Annotated in this window: 20 protein-coding genes, 1 tRNA gene and 1 riboswitch; of the genes, 7 read left to right on the forward strand and 14 right to left on the reverse strand. The window is 70.6% G+C overall.

Annotated elements, in window-relative coordinates; genetic code table 11:
* Positions 1 to 3 precede the first annotated feature (3 nt).
* Genes ACFFGY_RS09315 through ACFFGY_RS09325 form a run of 3 tightly spaced genes read right to left on the reverse strand, consistent with a single transcriptional unit; the run spans position 4 to position 1,727 of the window.
* Positions 4 to 396 (reverse strand): anti-sigma regulatory factor, encoded by a 393-nt coding sequence (locus ACFFGY_RS09315; RefSeq protein ID WP_377044199.1) that lies wholly within the window; start codon positions 394 to 396, stop codon positions 4 to 6.
* Entirely contained in the window at positions 389 to 802 is a 414-nt protein-coding gene (locus tag ACFFGY_RS09320) for an STAS domain-containing protein (protein ID WP_377044200.1), read from the reverse strand. Before ACFFGY_RS09320 ends, ACFFGY_RS09315 begins: the two co-directional genes overlap by 8 nt.
* A gap of 4 nt (positions 803 to 806) precedes the next feature.
* Complete coding sequence (locus tag ACFFGY_RS09325; RefSeq protein WP_377044201.1) at positions 807 to 1,727, reverse strand: STAS domain-containing protein; 921 nt, start codon at positions 1,725 to 1,727, stop codon at positions 807 to 809.
* A gap of 283 nt (positions 1,728 to 2,010) precedes the next feature.
* On the opposite strand from ACFFGY_RS09325, the gene ACFFGY_RS09330 reads away from it, so the two are divergent.
* Entirely contained in the window at positions 2,011 to 2,223 is a 213-nt protein-coding gene (locus ACFFGY_RS09330; RefSeq protein ID WP_377044202.1) for a hypothetical protein, read from the forward strand.
* A gap of 593 nt (positions 2,224 to 2,816) precedes the next feature.
* Here ACFFGY_RS09330 and ACFFGY_RS09335 read toward each other — a convergent pair.
* Positions 2,817 to 3,227 (reverse strand): response regulator, encoded by a 411-nt coding sequence (locus ACFFGY_RS09335; RefSeq protein ID WP_377044203.1) that lies wholly within the window; start codon positions 3,225 to 3,227, stop codon positions 2,817 to 2,819.
* 164 nt (positions 3,228 to 3,391) lie between these two features.
* Here ACFFGY_RS09335 and ACFFGY_RS09340 point away from each other — a divergent pair, with 164 nt between their 5' ends.
* Positions 3,392 to 3,628, forward strand: coding sequence for a hypothetical protein (locus ACFFGY_RS09340; RefSeq protein WP_377044204.1), 237 nt, complete (start codon positions 3,392 to 3,394; stop codon positions 3,626 to 3,628).
* 149 nt (positions 3,629 to 3,777) lie between these two features.
* On the opposite strand, the gene ACFFGY_RS09345 is transcribed toward ACFFGY_RS09340, so the two are convergent.
* Positions 3,778 to 3,852 (reverse strand) — tRNA-Gly (locus tag ACFFGY_RS09345).
* Between the two features lie 57 nt (positions 3,853 to 3,909).
* Positions 3,910 to 4,593 (reverse strand): Fe2+-dependent dioxygenase, encoded by a 684-nt coding sequence (locus tag ACFFGY_RS09350; protein ID WP_377044205.1) that lies wholly within the window; start codon positions 4,591 to 4,593, stop codon positions 3,910 to 3,912.
* Between the two features lie 160 nt (positions 4,594 to 4,753).
* Positions 4,754 to 4,832, forward strand: a riboswitch (SAM riboswitch).
* Between the two features lie 50 nt (positions 4,833 to 4,882).
* Between ACFFGY_RS09350 and metZ the strand changes: the two genes are divergently transcribed.
* Together metZ and ACFFGY_RS09360 are read left to right on the forward strand one after the other, a co-directional pair.
* Entirely contained in the window at positions 4,883 to 6,085 is a 1,203-nt protein-coding gene (metZ, locus tag ACFFGY_RS09355; RefSeq protein ID WP_377044206.1) for an O-succinylhomoserine sulfhydrylase, read from the forward strand.
* A gap of 210 nt (positions 6,086 to 6,295) precedes the next feature.
* Positions 6,296 to 7,354 (forward strand): lipid A deacylase LpxR family protein, encoded by a 1,059-nt coding sequence (locus tag ACFFGY_RS09360; protein WP_377044207.1) that lies wholly within the window; start codon positions 6,296 to 6,298, stop codon positions 7,352 to 7,354.
* Positions 7,355 to 7,511: 157 nt separating this feature from the next.
* Here ACFFGY_RS09360 and ACFFGY_RS09365 read toward each other — a convergent pair whose 3' ends face one another.
* Positions 7,512 to 7,973 (reverse strand): YybH family protein, encoded by a 462-nt coding sequence (locus ACFFGY_RS09365; RefSeq protein WP_377044208.1) that lies wholly within the window; start codon positions 7,971 to 7,973, stop codon positions 7,512 to 7,514.
* Positions 7,974 to 8,073: 100 nt separating this feature from the next.
* On the opposite strand from ACFFGY_RS09365, the gene ACFFGY_RS09370 reads away from it, so the two are divergent.
* The gene (locus ACFFGY_RS09370; RefSeq protein ID WP_377044209.1) at positions 8,074 to 8,895 is read left to right on the forward strand and encodes a transporter substrate-binding domain-containing protein; all 822 of its coding nucleotides are present in this window, start codon (positions 8,074 to 8,076) and stop codon (positions 8,893 to 8,895) included.
* 130 nt (positions 8,896 to 9,025) lie between these two features.
* Here the strand turns inward: ACFFGY_RS09370 and ACFFGY_RS09375 are convergent, their stop codons facing one another.
* The 7 genes from ACFFGY_RS09375 to ACFFGY_RS09405 all read right to left on the reverse strand — a co-directional run bounded on the left by ACFFGY_RS09375 (position 9,026) and on the right by ACFFGY_RS09405 (position 16,266).
* On the reverse strand, positions 9,026 to 10,003 hold the full coding sequence (locus tag ACFFGY_RS09375; RefSeq protein ID WP_377044210.1) for an ABC transporter ATP-binding protein: 978 nt from the start codon (positions 10,001 to 10,003) through the stop codon (positions 9,026 to 9,028).
* Positions 10,000 to 11,001, reverse strand: coding sequence for an ABC transporter ATP-binding protein (locus tag ACFFGY_RS09380; protein WP_377044211.1), 1,002 nt, complete (start codon positions 10,999 to 11,001; stop codon positions 10,000 to 10,002). The genes ACFFGY_RS09375 and ACFFGY_RS09380 overlap by 4 nt, the downstream gene beginning before the upstream one ends.
* Complete coding sequence (locus ACFFGY_RS09385) at positions 10,998 to 11,765, reverse strand: SDR family NAD(P)-dependent oxidoreductase (protein ID WP_377044212.1); 768 nt, start codon at positions 11,763 to 11,765, stop codon at positions 10,998 to 11,000. The genes ACFFGY_RS09380 and ACFFGY_RS09385 overlap by 4 nt, the downstream gene beginning before the upstream one ends.
* A gap of 16 nt (positions 11,766 to 11,781) precedes the next feature.
* Complete coding sequence (locus ACFFGY_RS09390; RefSeq protein WP_377044213.1) at positions 11,782 to 12,678, reverse strand: ABC transporter permease; 897 nt, start codon at positions 12,676 to 12,678, stop codon at positions 11,782 to 11,784.
* Positions 12,675 to 13,595 carry an ABC transporter permease gene (locus ACFFGY_RS09395; RefSeq protein ID WP_377044214.1) on the reverse strand — a complete coding sequence of 307 codons (921 nt, stop codon included), beginning with the start codon at positions 13,593 to 13,595 and terminating at the stop codon, positions 12,675 to 12,677. Before ACFFGY_RS09395 ends, ACFFGY_RS09390 begins: the two co-directional genes overlap by 4 nt.
* Positions 13,596 to 13,611: 16 nt before the next feature.
* Entirely contained in the window at positions 13,612 to 15,129 is a 1,518-nt protein-coding gene (locus ACFFGY_RS09400) for an ABC transporter substrate-binding protein (protein ID WP_377044215.1), read from the reverse strand.
* A 114-nt stretch (positions 15,130 to 15,243) separates the two neighbouring features.
* The gene (locus tag ACFFGY_RS09405) at positions 15,244 to 16,266 is read right to left on the reverse strand and encodes a ketopantoate reductase family protein (protein ID WP_377044216.1); all 1,023 of its coding nucleotides are present in this window, start codon (positions 16,264 to 16,266) and stop codon (positions 15,244 to 15,246) included.
* Between the two features lie 95 nt (positions 16,267 to 16,361).
* Between ACFFGY_RS09405 and ACFFGY_RS09410 the strand changes: the two genes are divergently transcribed.
* Together ACFFGY_RS09410 and ACFFGY_RS09415 are read left to right on the forward strand one after the other, a co-directional pair.
* Positions 16,362 to 17,081: a GntR family transcriptional regulator gene (locus ACFFGY_RS09410; protein ID WP_377044217.1), complete on the forward strand. Its 720-nt coding sequence runs from the start codon at positions 16,362 to 16,364 to the stop codon at positions 17,079 to 17,081.
* A gap of 97 nt (positions 17,082 to 17,178) precedes the next feature.
* The gene (locus ACFFGY_RS09415) at positions 17,179 to 18,180 is read left to right on the forward strand and encodes a Bug family tripartite tricarboxylate transporter substrate binding protein (RefSeq protein WP_377044218.1); all 1,002 of its coding nucleotides are present in this window, start codon (positions 17,179 to 17,181) and stop codon (positions 18,178 to 18,180) included.
* Positions 18,181 to 18,275: the final 95 nt, after the last annotated feature.

Below are 18,275 nucleotides of genomic sequence, written 5' to 3' on the forward strand. Positions count from 1 at the left end.
TTTCTACTTCCAGCGCGCGATGGTCACGCGGGTTCCCTGGCCGGGCGCGGAATGGAGGTGGAACTCGCTGCTCAGCCGCTTGGCGCCGCCGAGGCCGAGCCCCATGCCCTTGCCGGAAGTGAAGCCGTCGCGCAGGGCCTGCTCGATGTCGGGGATGCCGGGGCCCTGGTCGGTGAAGGTGATGCGCACGCCGCGCCGCGCCGGCTCCTGGATGACCTCCACCGCCGCCTCGCCGCCGCCGCCGTATTCCAGGGCATTGCGCGCGAGCTCGCTGGCGGCGGTGATGATCTTGGTCTGGTCCACCAGCCCCAGGCCCGCCTGCACGGCGCGGGCGCGGACTTCCTGGCGGACCTTGACCACGTCCTCGCTGCGGCGGATGGGCAGGGTGCTAAGCACCGGGGGCGGCATCCTCGTCGTCCTCGTCAGCCGCGTCGTCCCGCGCCAGGGCGGCCAGGCGCGCGCTGATCAGCGCCATGCCGCGCTCGGCATTCAGGGCGGTCCGGACGCCGGGCAGCGACAGGCCCAGCTCCACCAGGGTGATGGCCACGGCCGGGCGCATGCCGACCACCACGGTTTCGGCGTCGAGCATCCGCGACACGCTGGCGATGTTGGCCAGCATCCGGCCGATGAAGCTGTCCACGATCTCGAGGCCCGAGATGTCGATCAGCACGCCCTTGGCACCGGTGGCGACGATGCGGTTGGTCAGGTCCTCCTCCAGCGTGAGGGCCAGCTGGTCGTGCATGTCCACCTGGATCGTGACCAGCAGCGCCGGTCCGATCTTCAGGATCGGGATTCGCTCCATGGCGTCAGGCCGCCCGGTCGGCGCTGCCCGGGGAAGCGCCCGGGGTGGAAGGGGTCGTGCCGGGGCGGCTTCGCACCACGCGCCGCCCCAGCCGGGTCAGCGCCAGGGCGAAGGCGTCGGCGAGCGTGGCCTTGCTCACCACGTTCAGCTCCACGCCCAGGTGCACCATGGTCTGGGCGATCTGCGGCCGGATGCCGCTGACGATGCAATCGGCGCCCATCAGCCGGGCGGCGGAGATGGTTTTCAGCAGGTGCTGCGCCACCAGCGTGTCCACCGTCGGCACGCCGGTGATGTCCACGATGGCGATCTCGGCCTCATGGTCCACGATGGCCTGTAGGAGGTTCTCCATCACCACCTGGGTGCGCGTGCTGTCCAGCGTGCCGATCAGCGGCAGCGCCAGGATGCCGTCCCACAGCTTCACCACGGGGGTCGAGAGTTCCTGCAGCTCCTGCTGCTGGCGCACGATGATCTCCTCGCGCGAGCGCTGGAACACCCCGATCGTGTAAAGGCCGAGCGCGTCGATCAGGCGGCTGGCCGCGCCGGTGGCCTCCGCCAGGGCAGAACCTTGGTCGCCGTGGTGCCGGCGCAGCAGCGCGAAGAGCGGCTCCTTCAGCGAGAACACGAAACTCGCCGTCTCGGTGGCGCTGAAGCCCTGCAGGGCGCGGCTGCGCGACAGGTCGCCCAGGAGGTCGCGCACAGGGGTATAGGCGGAACCGTTCACGTCGGACCGGCCGGAGGCCACGGCCTGTTGAAGGGCATGCAGGAGGTCGGTGCACTGGGTCAGCAGCTCGCCCCGGCCGATCCGGCCGTCGCTGATCAGGGCGGCGTTGGCCTCGTTCCAGGCGCGGGTGAGCTCCGCTTCCCCCTCGGCCAGGATGGCGGGGATGCCGGTCGCGGAGAAATCGGAGTCGGAGGAAAGAGGCATGAACGTCCTTGGCCGCGGGCGGGACCGATGCGCCTCATTGCCTGCACTTCCCCGGACCGGCAATGGAGGGGGGCGGGTCGGGGATATTCAACATGGCGTGGCGAGGAAACGGCCGGGGATGCCACGCGCCGGGCGCGGTCCCATCTCCTCGCTGTTCCCTTCCGGGCCGCTCGTCCCGCGGCAGGCCCAGGCAGCGCGACGCGGGGTTCGTCCGGCCGGGCTTGCCAGGCGCGCCGCGGGGCGGCAGCACGCGGGGCAGGGATATTTCATCAGGAGCCGTCGGATGCGCTTGCTTGGCCTGTTTCTCCTGCTGTCCGTTGCCGCCTGCTCAGGCGTCGTGCGGACGGCGAACACGCCGGGCAGCCCCCAGGAGGTGGCGGCCTTCTGCGCCGAGCAGGCGCGCCAGACGCAAGCGGGACGTTCCGCCAGCGACCAGTTCGACACCATCGATGCCGGCAACCAGGCTCAGCAGGCATGCCTGAACGCGCGCCGCTGAGGCGATGCGAGGCTGGTCGGGAAAGGGCCGTGCAGCGGGAGACGGGAATCGAACCCATGACATCGGGCGGTGGCGGTGTGCCCTGGTGCCATAGGCGGACACGTGCCCGGCGGTACGCATGGCACCTATCGGTAGTGGAATAAGCCGATACCGTTTCATTCTATTGAGCAGAATTATAGCTTAGGTTAATCCTGAGCCCGCCGAGAGTTGTTGCACCCCAACGACGAATCGGGATCAGCGCGCGGCAAGGTCTTCCCGTTTCCTGAACCGCACGCCCTGTCAGGAGCCGCGTCACAGTGGGAAATCAAGCCTTCGCCGCCAGCCCGGTCGTAGACTACAGGCGCGGTCGTCGTCTCAGCGACAAGATCATGGTTGCCTTTGAGCAGGCTTGCGACCAGGGCGAATGCGAGGTCGCGAGAGAGCTTCTCGCGATCCTTGAGGCGCTGCTTCTGAGGCCTTCTGCCGCAACATCTGCGGACCGGCGGAGGCGGATGGAGGATGTTGTAGGAGCACATGAGCGCCTGTGGGCGGCTCGTCGCTCCACTTGCGAGCCGGTCATCGGGACGGAGGTCACCTCCGCCGCCTAGCGGCTCCTAGCCGAGGTGACCAGGCGCTACGGAAGGCGTGAATCTCGGTTCAGGTCTCAGCTCCAGCAACTGCCGCACCAAGTGCGTGAAGACCTCGATGCTGAACGGCTTAGGCAGGGCTCGCTCAAGGGGATGCCGCACACGCGCCTTCAACAACCACGGGCGGCCCGAGATGAACAGGATCGGTATGTCTGGTTGGTCGTGGCGCATACCGTCAGCCAGGGCAAAGCCATTGTAGGCCCCGGCGCCGAGATCGATGTCCGTGACGAGAATGCGGCAGCCGGGCGTGTCGTGGATGAACTCCATGGCTTGAGCGGGATTGCCCACATCATGCACGGTCAGGCCATCCTCTTCGAGGATCGCGACGAGAGTGCCTCGAACCAGATCCTCATCATCAACCAGAAGAACGTCGCACACTGAGGTCGTTCCTCTGGGTCACTGAGCCCGTGCCACCCTTAACGCCCGTCGGAGCCCCCGAGTAAACGAGGGTCAGACCGGTGTCACACCGTTGTTACGCCAGCGTCGCCATCATACCTTCGCTGACATCACGGGTCGGCACCCGGCATCAGGAGCGGCGTCCCATGGCCCCGAAGGCGACCGACCTTTACCGCAGTTCGAACGGCGATCGGTGGAGCCTCATCCAGGGAGAGCCTGGCGGCCGCCAGGTGGTCCGGCACGAGGCGAACGCGGCCTCGGGCGGTCAGGTGACCGACATGGAGGTGGGGGAGTTCCTGAGCATCGGTGGGGCGGGACCGGAGTTTGCGGCGCTCGAGGTGATTCTGGAACGGCAGGCCGAGGAACGGGCTGCGCAGGACTGAGGATGAAGCCCTTGGAATCCGCAGCCGCACTGCCACTGGTTCCACTCACTGGCCAACAAAGATCGGGACTATCTGCGCCACTCGCATAGCTGCGGTGGAACGTAACTCTGCGAGATTTTGGAGTCCCGGTGGATCCTGGGAAGGGGCGATGGAGCGGGCGATGGGAATTGAACCCACGACATTCAGCTTGGGAAGCTGACGTTCTACCTCTGAACTACGCCCGCGGCCGGCGTCGCCGACGGCGGCATGACTAACACCCCCGGCCGGTGCCGGGCAAGCGGCTACATCTCGGTCCAGCGCCGCAGCAGGTTGTGATAGGTGGCCGTCACGGCCAGCACGCCGGGATGGTCGTCTGGCAGGGACTTGCGCAGCTCGATGATCCCCATGTCGAGGTCGAACAGCATCGCGCGCTGCCCGTCGTCCTTGACCATGGATTGCGTCCAGAAGAAGCACCCCCAGCGGGAGCCGCGCGTGATCGGCCGGACGTGGTGCAGGCTGGTGGCGGGGTAGACCACCATGTCGCCCGCCGCGAACTTCACCGCCTGCTCACCGTAGCTGTCCTGGATCACCAGCTCGCCGCCCTCGTAGTCCTCAGGGGGCGTGAGGAAGAGGGTGGAGGACACGTCGGCCCGGATGCGCATCCCGGCGCCCGGAACCGCGCGGATGGCGTTGTCCACGTGGGCGCGGAACTCCATCCCCACGTCGTAGCGGTTGAACATCGGCGGGTAGACGCGCAGCGGCAGGGCTGCGCTGCTGAAGATGGGGGAGCGGCCCAGGGCGCGCAGCACCACGTCGCCCAGCTCGCGGGAGGTGGGCGTGTTTTCCGGCACCTGGAGGTTGTTCTTGGCCAGTGCCGCCTGCGCCCCGGCGGTGGCGCGGCCGTCCACCCAGGCCGCGGCCTCCAGGATGTCGCGGCAATGCGCCACCTCCTCGGGGGTGAGGAGGCCGGGAATACGGACCAGCATGGCAGGGCGCTCCGCGAGGCAAATGACGTGAGAGTGATTATCACGCGCGTCTTCCGTCTGTCACGCGAGCAGGCGGCGATGCTGCAACACCCTTGCCGGGATGACGCCGGCCGGGGTTCCCACGCCCGGTCGATCTGCTCTAGAACCGGTGCCGCGCCGGGAACGGCGCCCTCGCGATTTGTCCGGCCAGCTTGCGGCGAGGTAAAAGAAGCGCGCTAAACGGCCGTGGCGGTGCCGTCGCGTCGGCGCCGCCCGACCGGGCCGGCTTCCGCAGCAGGGAACCCGCTCCATGGCCAAGCCCCTCTCCGACAAGCCGCTCCGTCCCGCCACGCTGCTGGTGCGCGGCGGTACCGCGCGCACCAACATCGACGAGACGTCGGAGGCACTCTTCCTCACCTCCGGCTACGTTTACGACAGCGCCCAGCAGGCCGAGAACGTGTTTCTCGGCACCGAGCAGCACTTCCAGTATTCGCGCTTCGGCAATCCCACCGTGCAGATGCTGGAAGACCGCCTCGCGGCCCTCGAAGGGGCGGAGGCCTGTCGCGCCACCGCCACCGGCATGGCCGCGGTGTCGTCGGCCATGCTCAGCCACCTCAAGGCCGGCGACCGCGTGGTGGCGTCGCGGGCGCTGTTCGGCTCCTGCCACTGGATCGTCTCGACGCTGCTGCCGCGCTACGGCATCCGCACCGAATTCGTGGACGGCGGCGATCTCGACGCCTGGGAAAAGGCGCTGTCGACGCCGGCCGACCTCGTGCTGCTGGAAACCCCCTCCAACCCGATGCTCGAGATCGTGGACCTTCGCGCGGTGAGCGAGCTGGCGCACCGAGCCGGCGCGGTGGTGGTGGTGGACAACGTTTTCGCCACGCCGCTGCTGCAGCGGCCGCTGGAATTCGGTGCCGACGTGGTGGTGTATTCGGCCACCAAGCACTTCGACGGCCAGGGCCGCGTGCTGGGCGGCGCCGTGCTGGGCACCAAGAAGTGGATCGAGGAGGTGCTGCAGCCTTTCACCCGCAACACCGGGCCCTCGATCTCGCCCTTCAACGCCTGGGTGATCCTGAAGGGGCTGGAAACGCTGCACCTGCGCGTGCCGGCCATGTGCCGCAGCGCCGAGGCCATCGCGGAGATGCTGGAAACGCGCCCCGAGGTGTCGCGCGTGGCCTATCCGACGCTGCGCTCCTTCCCGGCACGCGAGCTCGCGATGCGGCAGATGAGCGCGGGCGGCACCATGGTCACCTTCGACCTGGCCGGCGGGAAGGAAGCGGCCTTCCGCTTCATGGACGCGCTGCGCATCGTGGACGTGTCCAACAACCTGGGCGACAGCAAGAGCCTGATCACTCATCCCGCCACCACCACGCATATGCGCGTGGCGGAGGAGGAACGCGCCCGCCTCGGCATCACCGCGGGCACCGTGCGCTTCTCGGTCGGGCTTGAGGATGTGGACGACCTGCTGGAGGACGTGGCCCAGGCGCTGGACGCCCTGCGCGCCGGCTGACGCGCCCCCTCGGCGGTACCGGTGCTTGGCCGGTGCCGCCGGGTGGCAGCGGCTTCCCTGCCGTGATCCGATCCCGGGGCCAGTGAGCCGCCCCGAGACCCGTTCGGACCCTTGCGTTTCCTGCCATGCGGGGCGGGCTTGGCACCCTCGCCGCGGCGAACGAACGGGCTGCCTCGATTTTGCCCGCCCGCCCGTGCGAGAAGGCGCCGCATGACGCTGACCTGCCTTCGCCTGGGCCTCGGAGCCTGCCTCGTTCTGTCCCTGGGGGCGCCCACACCGGCCGGCGCCCAATTGCGCGCGCAGGACGCCGTTCAGCCTGCCCAAACTCAGCCTGCGGAGAGCCAGGCCACCTCGCCCTATTCGGGCGGCACGCTCAGCTTCACCGACGAGAACGACATGTGGGGCGGCACCGACCGGTACTACACCAACGGGCTGAAGCTGGACTGGACCTCCGCCGCCGGGCCCGGCCCCGCGCCGGTGGAGTGGATGGGGCGGCAATTCGACTGGCTGCTGGGTCCTGGCGAGTTCCGTTGGGGCCTGTCGCTCAGCCAGTCGATCTTCACGCCGGAGGAGATCCGCCGGCAGGTGCCCGACCCGACCGACCGTCCCTATGCCGGGCACCTGTTCGGCACCTTCAGCATGGAGCGATCCAACGAGCGGCAGCGCACAGTGCTGGAGCTGCAACTGGGCGTGGTGGGTTCCGCCTCGGGCGGCGAGTTCGTGCAGAACCGCTGGCACGACGTGATCAACAAGTACCATGCCGAGGGCTGGGACTATCAGCTGGGCGACGAGGTGACCTTCGGCGCCCTGGCGGAGCGGTCCTGGCGGGTGCCGCTGGGCGAGGTCGCGGGCTTACGCACCGAGGCGATCCCGACCGGCACGCTCGCCGCCGGCACGGCCTATACCTATGCCGGGGCGGGGGTGAACTTCCGCATCGGCTCGGCGCTGGAGGCGGACTGGGGCCCGGTGCGCATCCGGCCGGCGATCAGCTCCTCGCCGCTGCTGCGGCCGCAGCGGGAATTCGGCTGGTACGTCTTCGGCGGCGTCGGCGGCCGGGCGGTGGCGCGCAACCTGTTCCTGGACGGCAACACCTTCCGCGACAGCGCCAGCGTCGACAAGAAGTGGGACGTGGGCGAGGCGCAGCTGGGCGCCGCGATCCTGTGGCGCGGGATGCGGCTGGCCTATACCCAGGTCTGGCAGACCAAGGAGTTCACCAACCAGCGCGGCGGCCAGAGCTTCGGCTCGCTCAGCCTGTCGGTGCCTTTCTAGAGCGGCTTCCGATCGCCTTGGTGCGCGGGAAGCGCTCTGGAATGTTGTTTTCCGGAGCGTCATCGCCCGATCGGGATCTGCTCTGGAAGCCCGGGCGGCCCGGCCCCGGTCCGGATGTCCGGCGCTGCGCGGAACCCTTTTCCCCCTCGTCGGGGACCTACCAAGCCTTGACGGGGCGGTCGGCGTGGCTGGACTGCGGCACGCCGCGGTTCAGCGACATGTGGGAATGGACGCAGAGCCATCCTTCCGGCCCGTGGCTGAACACCATCGTGGCCCGCCCCGGCCGGTCGAAGGATGTCTGATCCGGGCCGTAGCCCGTGCTGGTCCAGGGGGCCAGGACCACGGCCATGCCACCGTCCGGGGATGCCAGGACGCGCACGGCCTCGGCCGTGAAGCGGAAATCCGTCGTGCGGGGCCAGACGTTGTTCCACTGCGTGTCCCGCCACGCCTCCAGGCCCGGAATGACGTCGTTGTGGGTGCCGAAGGCCAGGACGTCGGGGTGGAACAGCGGCCGGGCGGAGGCGTAGTCCACCTCCCGCACGTAGCCGGAAAACCGCTCCAGCCAGTCGAGAAAGAACTGCCGCGTGTCTGGCCCGGCGTCGGGCAGGGGGAATGTCATGGCGCGGGATTACACCGCACGCCCGCAGCGCTTGCAATCACGCGCTTGTGCCGCGCGATCCGGCCGCCATAGTGCCCTGGAAACGGCAAGGGAGCGGACCGTGATCGGACGGAGGAGCCTTGCGGCCTGCCTGGCCACCGCGGCGCTCGCCACGCCGCTGGCGGCGCAGGGCACCGGGCCGGTGCTGGAGCGGATCCGCGCCACGGGGCGGCTGCGCTTCGGCGTGGTGGCCGGGCAGCAGCCCTATTGCTGGAAGGACCCGGCCACGGGGGAATGGGCCGGCTTCATCACCGACTGCGCCCGCGACCTGGCGAACACCCTCGGCGCGGGTGTCGAGCCCGTGGAGTCCACCTGGGGCAACGCCGTGCTGGATGTTCAGGCCGGCAAGGTGGACATCTTCTTCGGCCTGGCCCCCACGGCGCAGCGGGCGCTGGCCGTCGACTTCACCCGCCCGCTCTACGACAACGCCTTTGCCCTGATCGCGCGGGCAGGCTTCGACCCGAAGGGGTGGAGCGAGCTGGACGATCCCGCTGTGCGCGTGGCCGTGGAGCTGGGCTCCGCCTACGATCAGTCGGTGGCGACCCTGTGCCCCAGGGCGACGGTGCTGCGCCTGCCCACCAACAACGACGCGTTGCTCGCGGTGCAGGCCGGACGCGCCGACTGCCAGATGCTGGTGGTGATCCTGGCCCTCAGCGCCCTGGCCCGAAACCGCAGGCTGGGTCACCTGGTGGTGCCGGAGCCGCTCCATGGTTCGGCCACCGCGGCCATGGTGGCCAAGAACCCCGATCCGTCCTGGCGCGACACGGTGGATGGCTGGGTCAGCCAGCGGCGGTCCGCCGGGTGGCTGCGGGCGCGGCTGGTGGCCAATCTCGGCCGGATCGGCGTGCCGGAAGCGGAGGTTCCGCCGCAGCTGCTGTTTTGACGGTGGCGCAGGTGGAAGCGCGCCGCGTCGTGCGGCCCGCGACCGGAACAGTTTGGCCGGCCCGCGGATGAGGCGCGAGGCAGCGCCTGCCATGAGGCCCTGCCGGGATGCCCCGCCGGCCTTGTCCCGCTCACGCCGTGGCGAAGTGGCAGGCCACCATCGATTCACCCACCGGTCTCCAGACCGGCTCCTCCACCCGGCAGACCTCCTGCGCCATCGGGCAGCGGGTGTGGAAGCGGCATCCCGAGGGTGGCCGCGCCGGGCTCGGGATCTCGCCCGCCAGCGGCACGCGCGGCTTGGCGCGCTGTCGCACCGGGTCGGGTTCGGGCACCGAGGCCAGCAGGGCGCGCGTGTAGGGGTGGCGGGGAGCGGCGTAGAGCGCGTCGCGCGGTGCCAGCTCCGCCAGCCGGCCCAGGTACATCACCGCCACCCGGTCGCAGACGTGCCGCACCACCGCGAGGTCGTGCGACACGAAGAGCGAGGCCATGTGATGCGTGCGCTGAAGCTCCACCAGCAGGTTCAGGATCTGCGCACGCACCGACACGTCCAGGGCGGAGACCGGCTCGTCGCAGACCAGCAGGGCCGGGCGCAGCGCCAGGGCTCGGGCGATCACGACGCGCTGCCGCTGGCCGCCCGAGAACTGGTGCGGGTAGCGGTCGGCGTGTTCGGGGCGCAGGCCCACCTCGGTCAGCAGCGCGGCCACCCGGTCCCGCAGTGCCCGCCCGCGGGCCAGGCCGCGCACCAGCAGCGGTTCCCCCACCGCGGCGCCCACCGTCATGCGCGGGTTGAGCGAGGTGGCCGGGTCCTGGAACACCATCTGCATCTGGGTGCGGATCTCGCGCAGGCGCCCGCGGTCCGCGCCCACGACTTCCTGCCCGGCGACCTGGATGCTGCCGCGCGCTGGGCTGAGCAGCCCCATCACGGCGTTGGAGACCGAGGACTTGCCACAGCCGGATTCGCCCACGAGGCCCAGCGTCTCGCCCGCCGCGACCGAGAAGGACACGCCGTCCACCGCGCGCACCGGCGGGCCGCTGCGCCCGGCGTAGTGCACCGCGAGGTCGGACACGCGCAGCGCTTGCGGCGCGGGGCTGGTGGTGGCGCCGCTCATCGCACCTCCTCCGCGTGCCAGCAGGCCGACAGGTGGCCGGCGCCCATGTCGCGCAGCGGCGGCTGCACCGCGCGGCAGTGGTCGTCGGCCAGCGGGCAGCGCGACGAGAAGCGACAGCCGGGTGGGAATTCCGCCGGCGTCGGCACGCGGCCCTCGATAACCGCCAGGCGCGACTTCGGCGCATCGTCCAGACGGGGCAGGGCCGCCAGCAGCAGCGCGGTATAGGGGTGGCGGGGGGCGCGGAACAGCTCGCCAGTCGGGCCACTCTCGGCGATGCGGCCGGCATACATCACGGCCACCCGGTCGGCCACGTCGGCCACCACGCCCATGTCGTGGGTGATCAGCACGATGGCGGTGCCGCGCTCGGCCGCGAGGTTGCGCAGGAGGTCGAGGATCTGCGCCTGGATCGTCACGTCGAGGGCGGTGGTGGGCTCGTCGGCCACCAGCACCAGCGGGCGCGCCACCAGGGCGGTCGCGATCATCACGCGCTGGCACATGCCGCCCGACAGTTCGAACGGATACTGGTCGATGCGTCGCGCGGGGTCGGAGATGCCGACCTCGGTCAGCATCCGCAGCACCGCGTCGCGAGCCGCGCGGCCGCGCAGCCCCGTGGCTTCGGCCACCTGGGCGCCCACGGTGCTGAGCGGATCGAGGGCGGCCTGCGGTTCCTGGAAGATCATCGACATCCGCCGGCCGCGGACGCGGCGCATCTGCCGTTCCGACAGGGTGCTGATGTTCTCGCCCGCCAGTTCGATCCGGCCGCGCCCCTGCCGCACCGCGCGCGGCAGGAGGCGCATGATGGCCTGCGCCGTCAGCGACTTGCCGCAGCCGGATTCCCCCACGATCGCCAGGACCTCGCCGGCCCCGACGCTGACGTCGATGCCGTCCACCATCTCGATCCCGTTGATCGAGAGCGACAGGTCACGGACCGCGAGGGCCGGCGGGGACGCCGCCGGCGCGGCGGCCGGCATGGCGAGGCTGGAGGCGGTGCCGCTCATTTCGGTCGCTGGTAGGTGCCGATGGAGTTGCCGCCATCCACGCTCAGCACCGCGCCGGTGATGAAGGACGCGGCCTCGGAGCACAGGTAGAGCACGGCGCGCGGCGCGTCGCCCGGGCCGCTGGCGCGGTTGAGCGGGATGCGGGCGATCATGTCCTCGGCATAGCCCGGCGGCAGGAGGCTGACGTCGCTGCCGGGCGCGAAGCCGGGCTCCACCACGTTCACGCGGATGCGGTGCTGCGCCAGTTCCAGCGCGAGGCCCTTGCTCAGCCGTTCCAGCGCGGTCTTGGAGGTGCAGTAGGGCACCGAGCCCAGGTTCATCTTGCGCGCAGCGCCGGAGCCGATGTTGACGATGGACCCTTCCACCTTCTCGCGGATCATCAGCTTCGCCATCTCGCGCGTCAGGATAAAGGGCGCGCGGAAGTTCACGTCCATCAGCCGGTCCCAGTCGGCGACGTCCAGCTCCAGCAAGGGGCCGCTGCGGGGGTAGATGCCGGCGTTGTTCACCACGAAGTCCGGCGCGCCCCATTCCCGCGCCGTGAAGGCGGCGAGGTCCTCGATCGAGGCGGCGTCGGTCAACTCGGTGCGGTGCCGCAGCACGGGCGCCGCGTTGGGGCCGAGGCGTGACACCAGCGCGTCCACGGCCTCGGGCCGGTTGTCGGACAGCAGCAGGCGGGCGCCCTCGGCCGCGAAGGCCTCGGCGATCCAGCCGCCGAAGATGCCGCCGGCGCCGGTGATCACCACGCGCTTGTCGCGGAACTGCATTGCTCTTCTTCCTTCTTTATCGTCCGACGGAGCGTGGATCGAGCCGGTCGCGCAGCCAGTCGCCCACGAGGTTCACGCACAGCACCAGCACGAACAGGCTGAGGCCCGGAAACACCGTCAGCCACCAGGCGCGCGCCACGTATTGCCGCCCGGCGCTCATGATCGAGCCCCAGGAGGGGGCGGGCGGCTGGATGCCGAGGCCCAGGAAGGACAGCCCGGCCTCGCTCAGGATCATCAGGCCGAACTCGCTGGTGGCCACCACCATCAGGGGGCCGGCAATGTTGGGCAGGACATGGCGGAACAGCAGCCGCCCCGCGCGGGCGCCGGCCATCTCGGCCGCGCGCATGTAGGGCAGGGAGGCCACCTGCAGCGTCGAGGAATAGGCCACGCGCGTGTAGCGCGGCCAGCGCGTCAGCCCCAGCACCAGCACGAGGTTGAGGAAACTCGGCCCCAACACCGCCACCGTCAGCACCGCCAGCAGGATCGCCGGGATCGACAGCATGGTGTCCACCACGCGCATGATGATCGTGGCCGTCCAGCCGCGGAACCAGCCGGCGGCCAGGCCCAGGGCCGTGCCCACCGTCAGCGACACGGTAACGGACAGGATCGCCACGATGAAGGAGGCGCGTGCGCCGAACAGGATGCGCGACAGCAGGTCGCGGCCGAGATCGTCGGTGCCCAGCGGAAAGGTGCCGGCGCTGGCGGTGCCGCTGCCGGGCGGCCGCAGGCGCAGCAGCAGCGACTGCCGCAGCGGGTCGTGCGGGGCGAGGAGCGGCGCCGCGATGGCCGCGACCACGAAGGCGAGCAGCAGGAGCAGCACCAGGGCCATGCCGAGCGACAGGCCCCAGGGCAGGCGCGGCGCGAGGCGACGGAGTGGGCGGATGGTGGAGCGGGTGGCCGGCTGGTCGCTCATGCCGCCCCCCGGATGCGCGGGTCGACCAGGCCGTAGGTGAGGTCGGCCAGGAGGTTGGTGCCGATATAGGCCACCGACACGAACAGCACGACGGCCTGCACCACCAGGAAGTCGCGCGCCGAGATCGACTGCATCGCGAGCTGCCCGATGCCGGGCCAGGCGAACACGGTTTCCACGATCACCGCGCCGGCGAGGAGGTTGCCGACCTCCAGCGCCGTGACGGTGATCACCGGGATCGCGGCGTTGCGCAGCACGTGGCGCGCCACGGTGCGGCCCATCGACAACCCGCGCGCCCGGGCGGCGGCGACGTAGTCGCGGCCGAGCTCGTCCAGCACCGCGATGCGGGTCATGCGCGCGAAGGTGGACATCGCCAGCGCGCCGAGCGCCACGGAAGGCATGATCAGTGAGGCGAAGCCGTCCGCACCCGAGGTCGGCAGCCAGCCCAGCGTCACGCCGAAGAACAGGATCAACAGGATGCCGGACCAGAAGGTCGGCAGGCTCTGCCCCGTCAGCACGAATCCGGTCAGCGCGCGCTCGACGAAGCTGCCGCGCCACACCGCCATGGCGACGCCGGCCGGGATGCCGACGCCCAGCGCCACCACCAGGGCGCCGCCGGCGAGGGCCAGCGTGTAGGGGATGCGCGAGCCCAGGATCACCGACACGGGCGCGCGCTGCACCAGGGACTCGCCCAGGTCGAAATGCGCGAGCTGCGCCAGGTAGCCCAGGTACTGCACCGGCAGCGGCCGGTCGAAGCCCAGCGCGTGGCGCAGCTGCGCGATCTGTTCCGCCGAGGCGCCCTCGGGCACCAGCAGCAGCGTCGGATCGCCCGACAGGTGCATCACGAAGAACACCAGTGTCAGAACGCCGAAGATGGCGATCGCGGCCTGCAGGAGGCGTGCGGCGAGGTAGCGCCTCACGCCGCGGCGTTCCGCGTCAGGCCTGCCACTGCATGTCCATCACGAAGAAGGCTTCGTTGGCGGTGGGCTGCCACTTGATCTCCCGCCGCGCGCCGTAGATCGCGACGTCCTGGAACAAGCCGATGCCCGGCACGTCCTCACGCAGGATGGCGAAGGCGCGCTCGTAATGGGCCTTGCGCGCCGCCTCGTCCAGCGTGGAGCGGGCGGCATCGACCTCGCGGTCGAACTCGGGGTTGCCGTACTTGGCCCAGATGCTGCCCGAGCGGAACAGCGGAAAGATCACGCCGTCCGCATCCTGGCAGGCGCAGCTCCAGCGGCCCTGCGACAGCGCGCCGGCGTTTTCCGGATCCCCCTGGCGGCGGCGCAGGAAGGTGGGCTGGTCCATCATCTCGATGGACACCTTCAGCCCGACCTCGCCCAGCATCTGCTGCACCGCCTCGTTCAGCCGGCGGTCGTAGGAGGGGGAGCTGATGAAGGTGATCGTGGCGCCCTCAGCCCCCGCTTCCTTGAGCAGCGCGCGCGCCTTCGCCGGATCGTAGGGCCAGGGCTGCACCTTGTCGGTGTAGCCGAAGTTGGCCGGCGTCAGCACCTCGTTCACCGGCTTGGCGTAGCCCTGCTGCAGCGCCTCGATCAGCGTGTCGCGGTCGATTGCCATGGCGATGGCCTGGCGCACGCGAACATCCTTGGTGGGGCCGGCCAGCGCGTTGACCGACAGGTAGGCGACGCGCTCCGTCGGCGCCGAGAGCACCTGCACCGCGCGCTCGGACTTCAGGGCCTCGGCATCGTCGGGCGTCAGGCCGGTCACGATGTCGGCGCGGCCGGCGCGCAGGTCGGCCACGCGCGTCGGCACGTCCGGCACGGCGCGGAAGGTGACGGTGCGGAAGGGCGGCTTGCCGCGCCAGTAGGTGTCGTTGCGCTCCAGCACGGTCTGCACGCCGCGCTGCCAGGCCTTCAGCTTGTAGGGGCCGCTGCCGACAGGATTCTGGTTGAAGTCGCCGTTGCCCACGCGCTTCACCACCGCTTCCGGCACGATCGACAGCTTCACCAGCTGCGCCAGCAGGGCCGGGTAGGCGGTCTTGGTCTTCACCGTGACCTGCGACGCGCCCGTCACCTCGGCCCCGGTGATCTGGTCGTACTGGCTGAGCTGCGGGCTCTTCAGCGCCGGGTCGATGATGCGGAGGATGCTGAAGACGACGTCGGCGGGCGTCAGCTTCGTGCCGTCGTGGAAGGTGATGTCGCTGCGGATGTCGAAGACCAGCGTGGTGTCGTCGGCGTACTTCCAGCCGCTGGCCACCTGCGGCACGATCTTGCCGGTGCCGTCACGCGTGACGAGGTTGTCGAAGATGTTGCGGTACACCGTGTAGCTGTCGGTGTTCCACTGCAGGTGCGGGTCCAGCGTCGCGGGATCGCTGGCGAGGTCCACCACCAGCTCCTCCTTGGCCGCGGCCTGGGCGCGGGCCGGCGAAAACGCGGCGGGCACGAGGGGCACGAGGCCCGTGAGAAGCGTGGTCCGCAACAGGGAACGCCGGAACATCAGGGGAAGCCTCCATGGGTGTTCCGCCGGTTGCGAGAGCGCGTCGGGGCTCGGCGGAGAGCGTACCCGTTGCCGTGATCGGCGCCCATCGGCGCGTGGTTGAGCGAAGCGGGCTCAGGCGGCACGCGCCACCTCCGACAGCTCATCGGCGAGCGCGGTTCCGATCGTCCTGCGCCCCGCTTCCACCTCGGCGATGAGGTGGACCAGCGCGTCGGCGATCGGGGTGGCGAGGCCGTGGCGCCGGGCCGCCGCCCGCACCGGTGCCAGCTGCGCCCCCGCGTCGGTGGGCCGCTTGCGAACGGCGAGGTCGCGCCAGATGCCGCTGCGCGGCTTGGCGGAACCGCGGTTGAAGGCTTCCATCGCGCGCATCGAGGCCGCGATGGCCGCCTCGTCGCCGCTGAGAAAGGCCTGCGGGTCGAAGCTGTCGAAGCCCAGCGGCACCACGCCCTCGGCCCGCGCGACGGCGAGGAGTTCCGCCACCAGGCGCCGGATCAGCAGCGCGCGGGCGGGATCGGCGATGAAGTCGGCGATGGTGTCGTCGGTCAGCGCCGAGGCCTTCAGGATCGCGCCGTAGCCGGCCTTGCCCCAAAGGTAGCCGAAGACGCTGCTGCTCAGCACCGCGTCGCCGTCGAAGTCCCGCAGCAGGGCGTGGATCGCGGCGACACGCGGCGAGTGCTGCCCGTCCAGCTCGCCCACCACCACCGCGCCGCGCTTGGCATAGTTGATCCGTCCCGGCGCCATGTAGTCGGCGTAGAAGTTGACGAAGGCGCCCACGGTGCGCTCGCGGCCGACGATCTCGCTGATCAGCAGCTCGTTCAAGCCGTTCTGGCACGAGACCACGGCGCCGTCCGGCGCCAGGTGCGGCAGCAGGGCGCGCGTGGCGGCCTCGGTGTGGTGCGCCTTCACGGCCAGCAGGATCAGCCGGTGCGTTCCCCGGACGTCTTCCGGAAGCGCCGCCTCGCCACCGGTCGTGAAATCGGCGACCGGGCCCTCGATGTGCAGCCTGCCCTCGCGGATCGCGGCGACATGCTCGGGCACGAGGTCGACGAACAGGACGTCGTGCCCGGCCCTGCGGAGGAACGCGCCGATGGTGCCGCCGATGGCGCCCGCACCCCAGATCACGATCCTCTCGTCCATGCCGTCGCTCCGCTTGACGCAAAATCTTTCCGCAGGGCTGCGCAGGCGTCAACAGGTTTGACCGATTGTCTGACGAAATACTATCGTTCGCCGCAATGAACGACGTTCCGCTTCCGGTCGCGCCCCAGGTCGTGACGCTGCGCTCCGCGCTGGAGGAAACGCTGCGCGCCGCCATCCTGGGCGGGCGCTTCCAGCCCGGCGAACGCCTGCCGGAGCGCGAGCTCTGCGCCCTGACCGGCGCCAGCCGTGCCTCGGTGCGCGAGGCGTTGCGGGGGCTCGAGGGCGAGGGGCTGGTGACCATCCGGCCGCACCGCGGCCCGTCCGTCACCGCGATCCGCCCCGACGAGGCGCGGGAACTCTACGGCGTGCGCGGCGTGCTGCAAGGCTATGCCGCCCGGCTTTGTGCCACCCTGCAGCCAGAGCCCTCGCTGCGCGCCATCGAGGGCGCCACCGAGGCGCTCGAGACCGCGGCCGCGGCGGGCGACACGCGGGCCGTGGTGGCGGCGGGCGACAGCTTCTATGCCGCGATCGCCGAGGGCAGCGGCAGCGGCGTGCTGCGGCAGTTGCTGCTCTCGGTGCACAACCGGCTGTTCCTGTTGCGCAGCCTGGCCATGGCGCGACCCGCACGGGTGCAGGCGGGCATTGCCGCTTATCGCGCGATCCGCGACGCCATCGTGGCGGGCGAGGCGCGCCTGGCGGAGGAGCTCTGCCTGCGCCACAGCGAGGACGGCGCCGCCCTGGCGCTGCAACTGCTGCGCGACGCGGAGGAAGCGCGGGACGCCGGCCTCGATCCGCGCCGGCGCGCCGCCTCCTGAGCAACCCGAAATCGGGGTGGAAGCGGCCGCAGAGCCGCAGCCCCCGCGGAAACCTGGCCAGCAACACGCGGGAACCAGCCGCCAAGGAACAGCAACCATGACGAAGCATCTCCTGAGCCGCCGCTCATTCGCCGCCCTCGCCGTGGCGGCCCCCACCATCCTGCCCGCGCGCAGCTGGGCGCAGGCCACCGGCCGCTGGCCCGACCGGCCGATCCGCATGGTGGTGCCCTTCGGCACCGGCGGCGGCACCGACGTGGTGATGCGCCTGCTGGCGCCGAAGCTTTCCGCCATCCTCGGGCAGTCGGTGGTGGTGGAGAACCGTCCCGGCGCCGGCAGCACGCTCGGCACCGACTACGTCGCGAAATCGGCGCCCGACGGCTACACGCTGGTTCTGGCGACGCTGTCCTCCACCGGCGTGGCGGCGGGGCTCTATCGCAACCTGCCCTACGATCCCGTGCGCGACCTGACCGCGGTGGCGCCCACCAACTTCGTGCCGATCTGCCACAGCGTCACCACCACTGGCCTCAAGGTGCGTGATACGGCGGACTGGATTGCCCAGCTCAAGGCCAGTCCCGGCAAGTACTCCTACGGCAGCAGCGGCATCGGATCGACCGGGCATCTGGCCAGCGCCAACTTCCTCCAGCGCGTCGGGGCCGAGGCGGTGCACGTGCCTTATCGCGGCGCCGGCCAGGTCTTCACCGCGATGGTGGCGGGCGAGGTGCAGTTCAACAGCGACATCCCGAGCTTCATGCTGCCATTCCAGCGCGAAGGGCAGGTGAAGACCCTGTTCGTGGCGACCGACGACCGCTCGCCGCTGATGCCGGAGGTGCCGACGGCGGCCGAGGTGGGGCTGCCCGGCTACAAGGCCTATTCCTGGTACGGCATCTTCGGCCCCGCCGGCATGGCCCAGCCGGTGGTGGCACGGCTGGCCGAGGCCATCGACCAGGCGCTGGCCGACCCCCTCATCAGCCAGCGGCTGGAGGAAATGGGCACGCCGGCGATGCGGGGCTACACGCCCGCGCGCTTCGCCCAGTACGTGAAGGACGAGATCGACGTCTGGGTGCCGATCGTGAAGGCGTCCGGCGCTTCGGTGGACTGAGGGGCGCGAGGGCAGGGCGGGGCGCCGGGCGGCCCCGCCGTCGTGAGGCCCCGGGCGCCTCTCGCAGCCGCGGCGGGCGCGCCCTATCTAGTGCG

The organism is Roseomonas elaeocarpi, from assembly GCF_042433915.1.
Taxonomy (GTDB): Bacteria; Pseudomonadota; Alphaproteobacteria; order Acetobacterales; family Acetobacteraceae; genus Roseomonas; species Roseomonas elaeocarpi.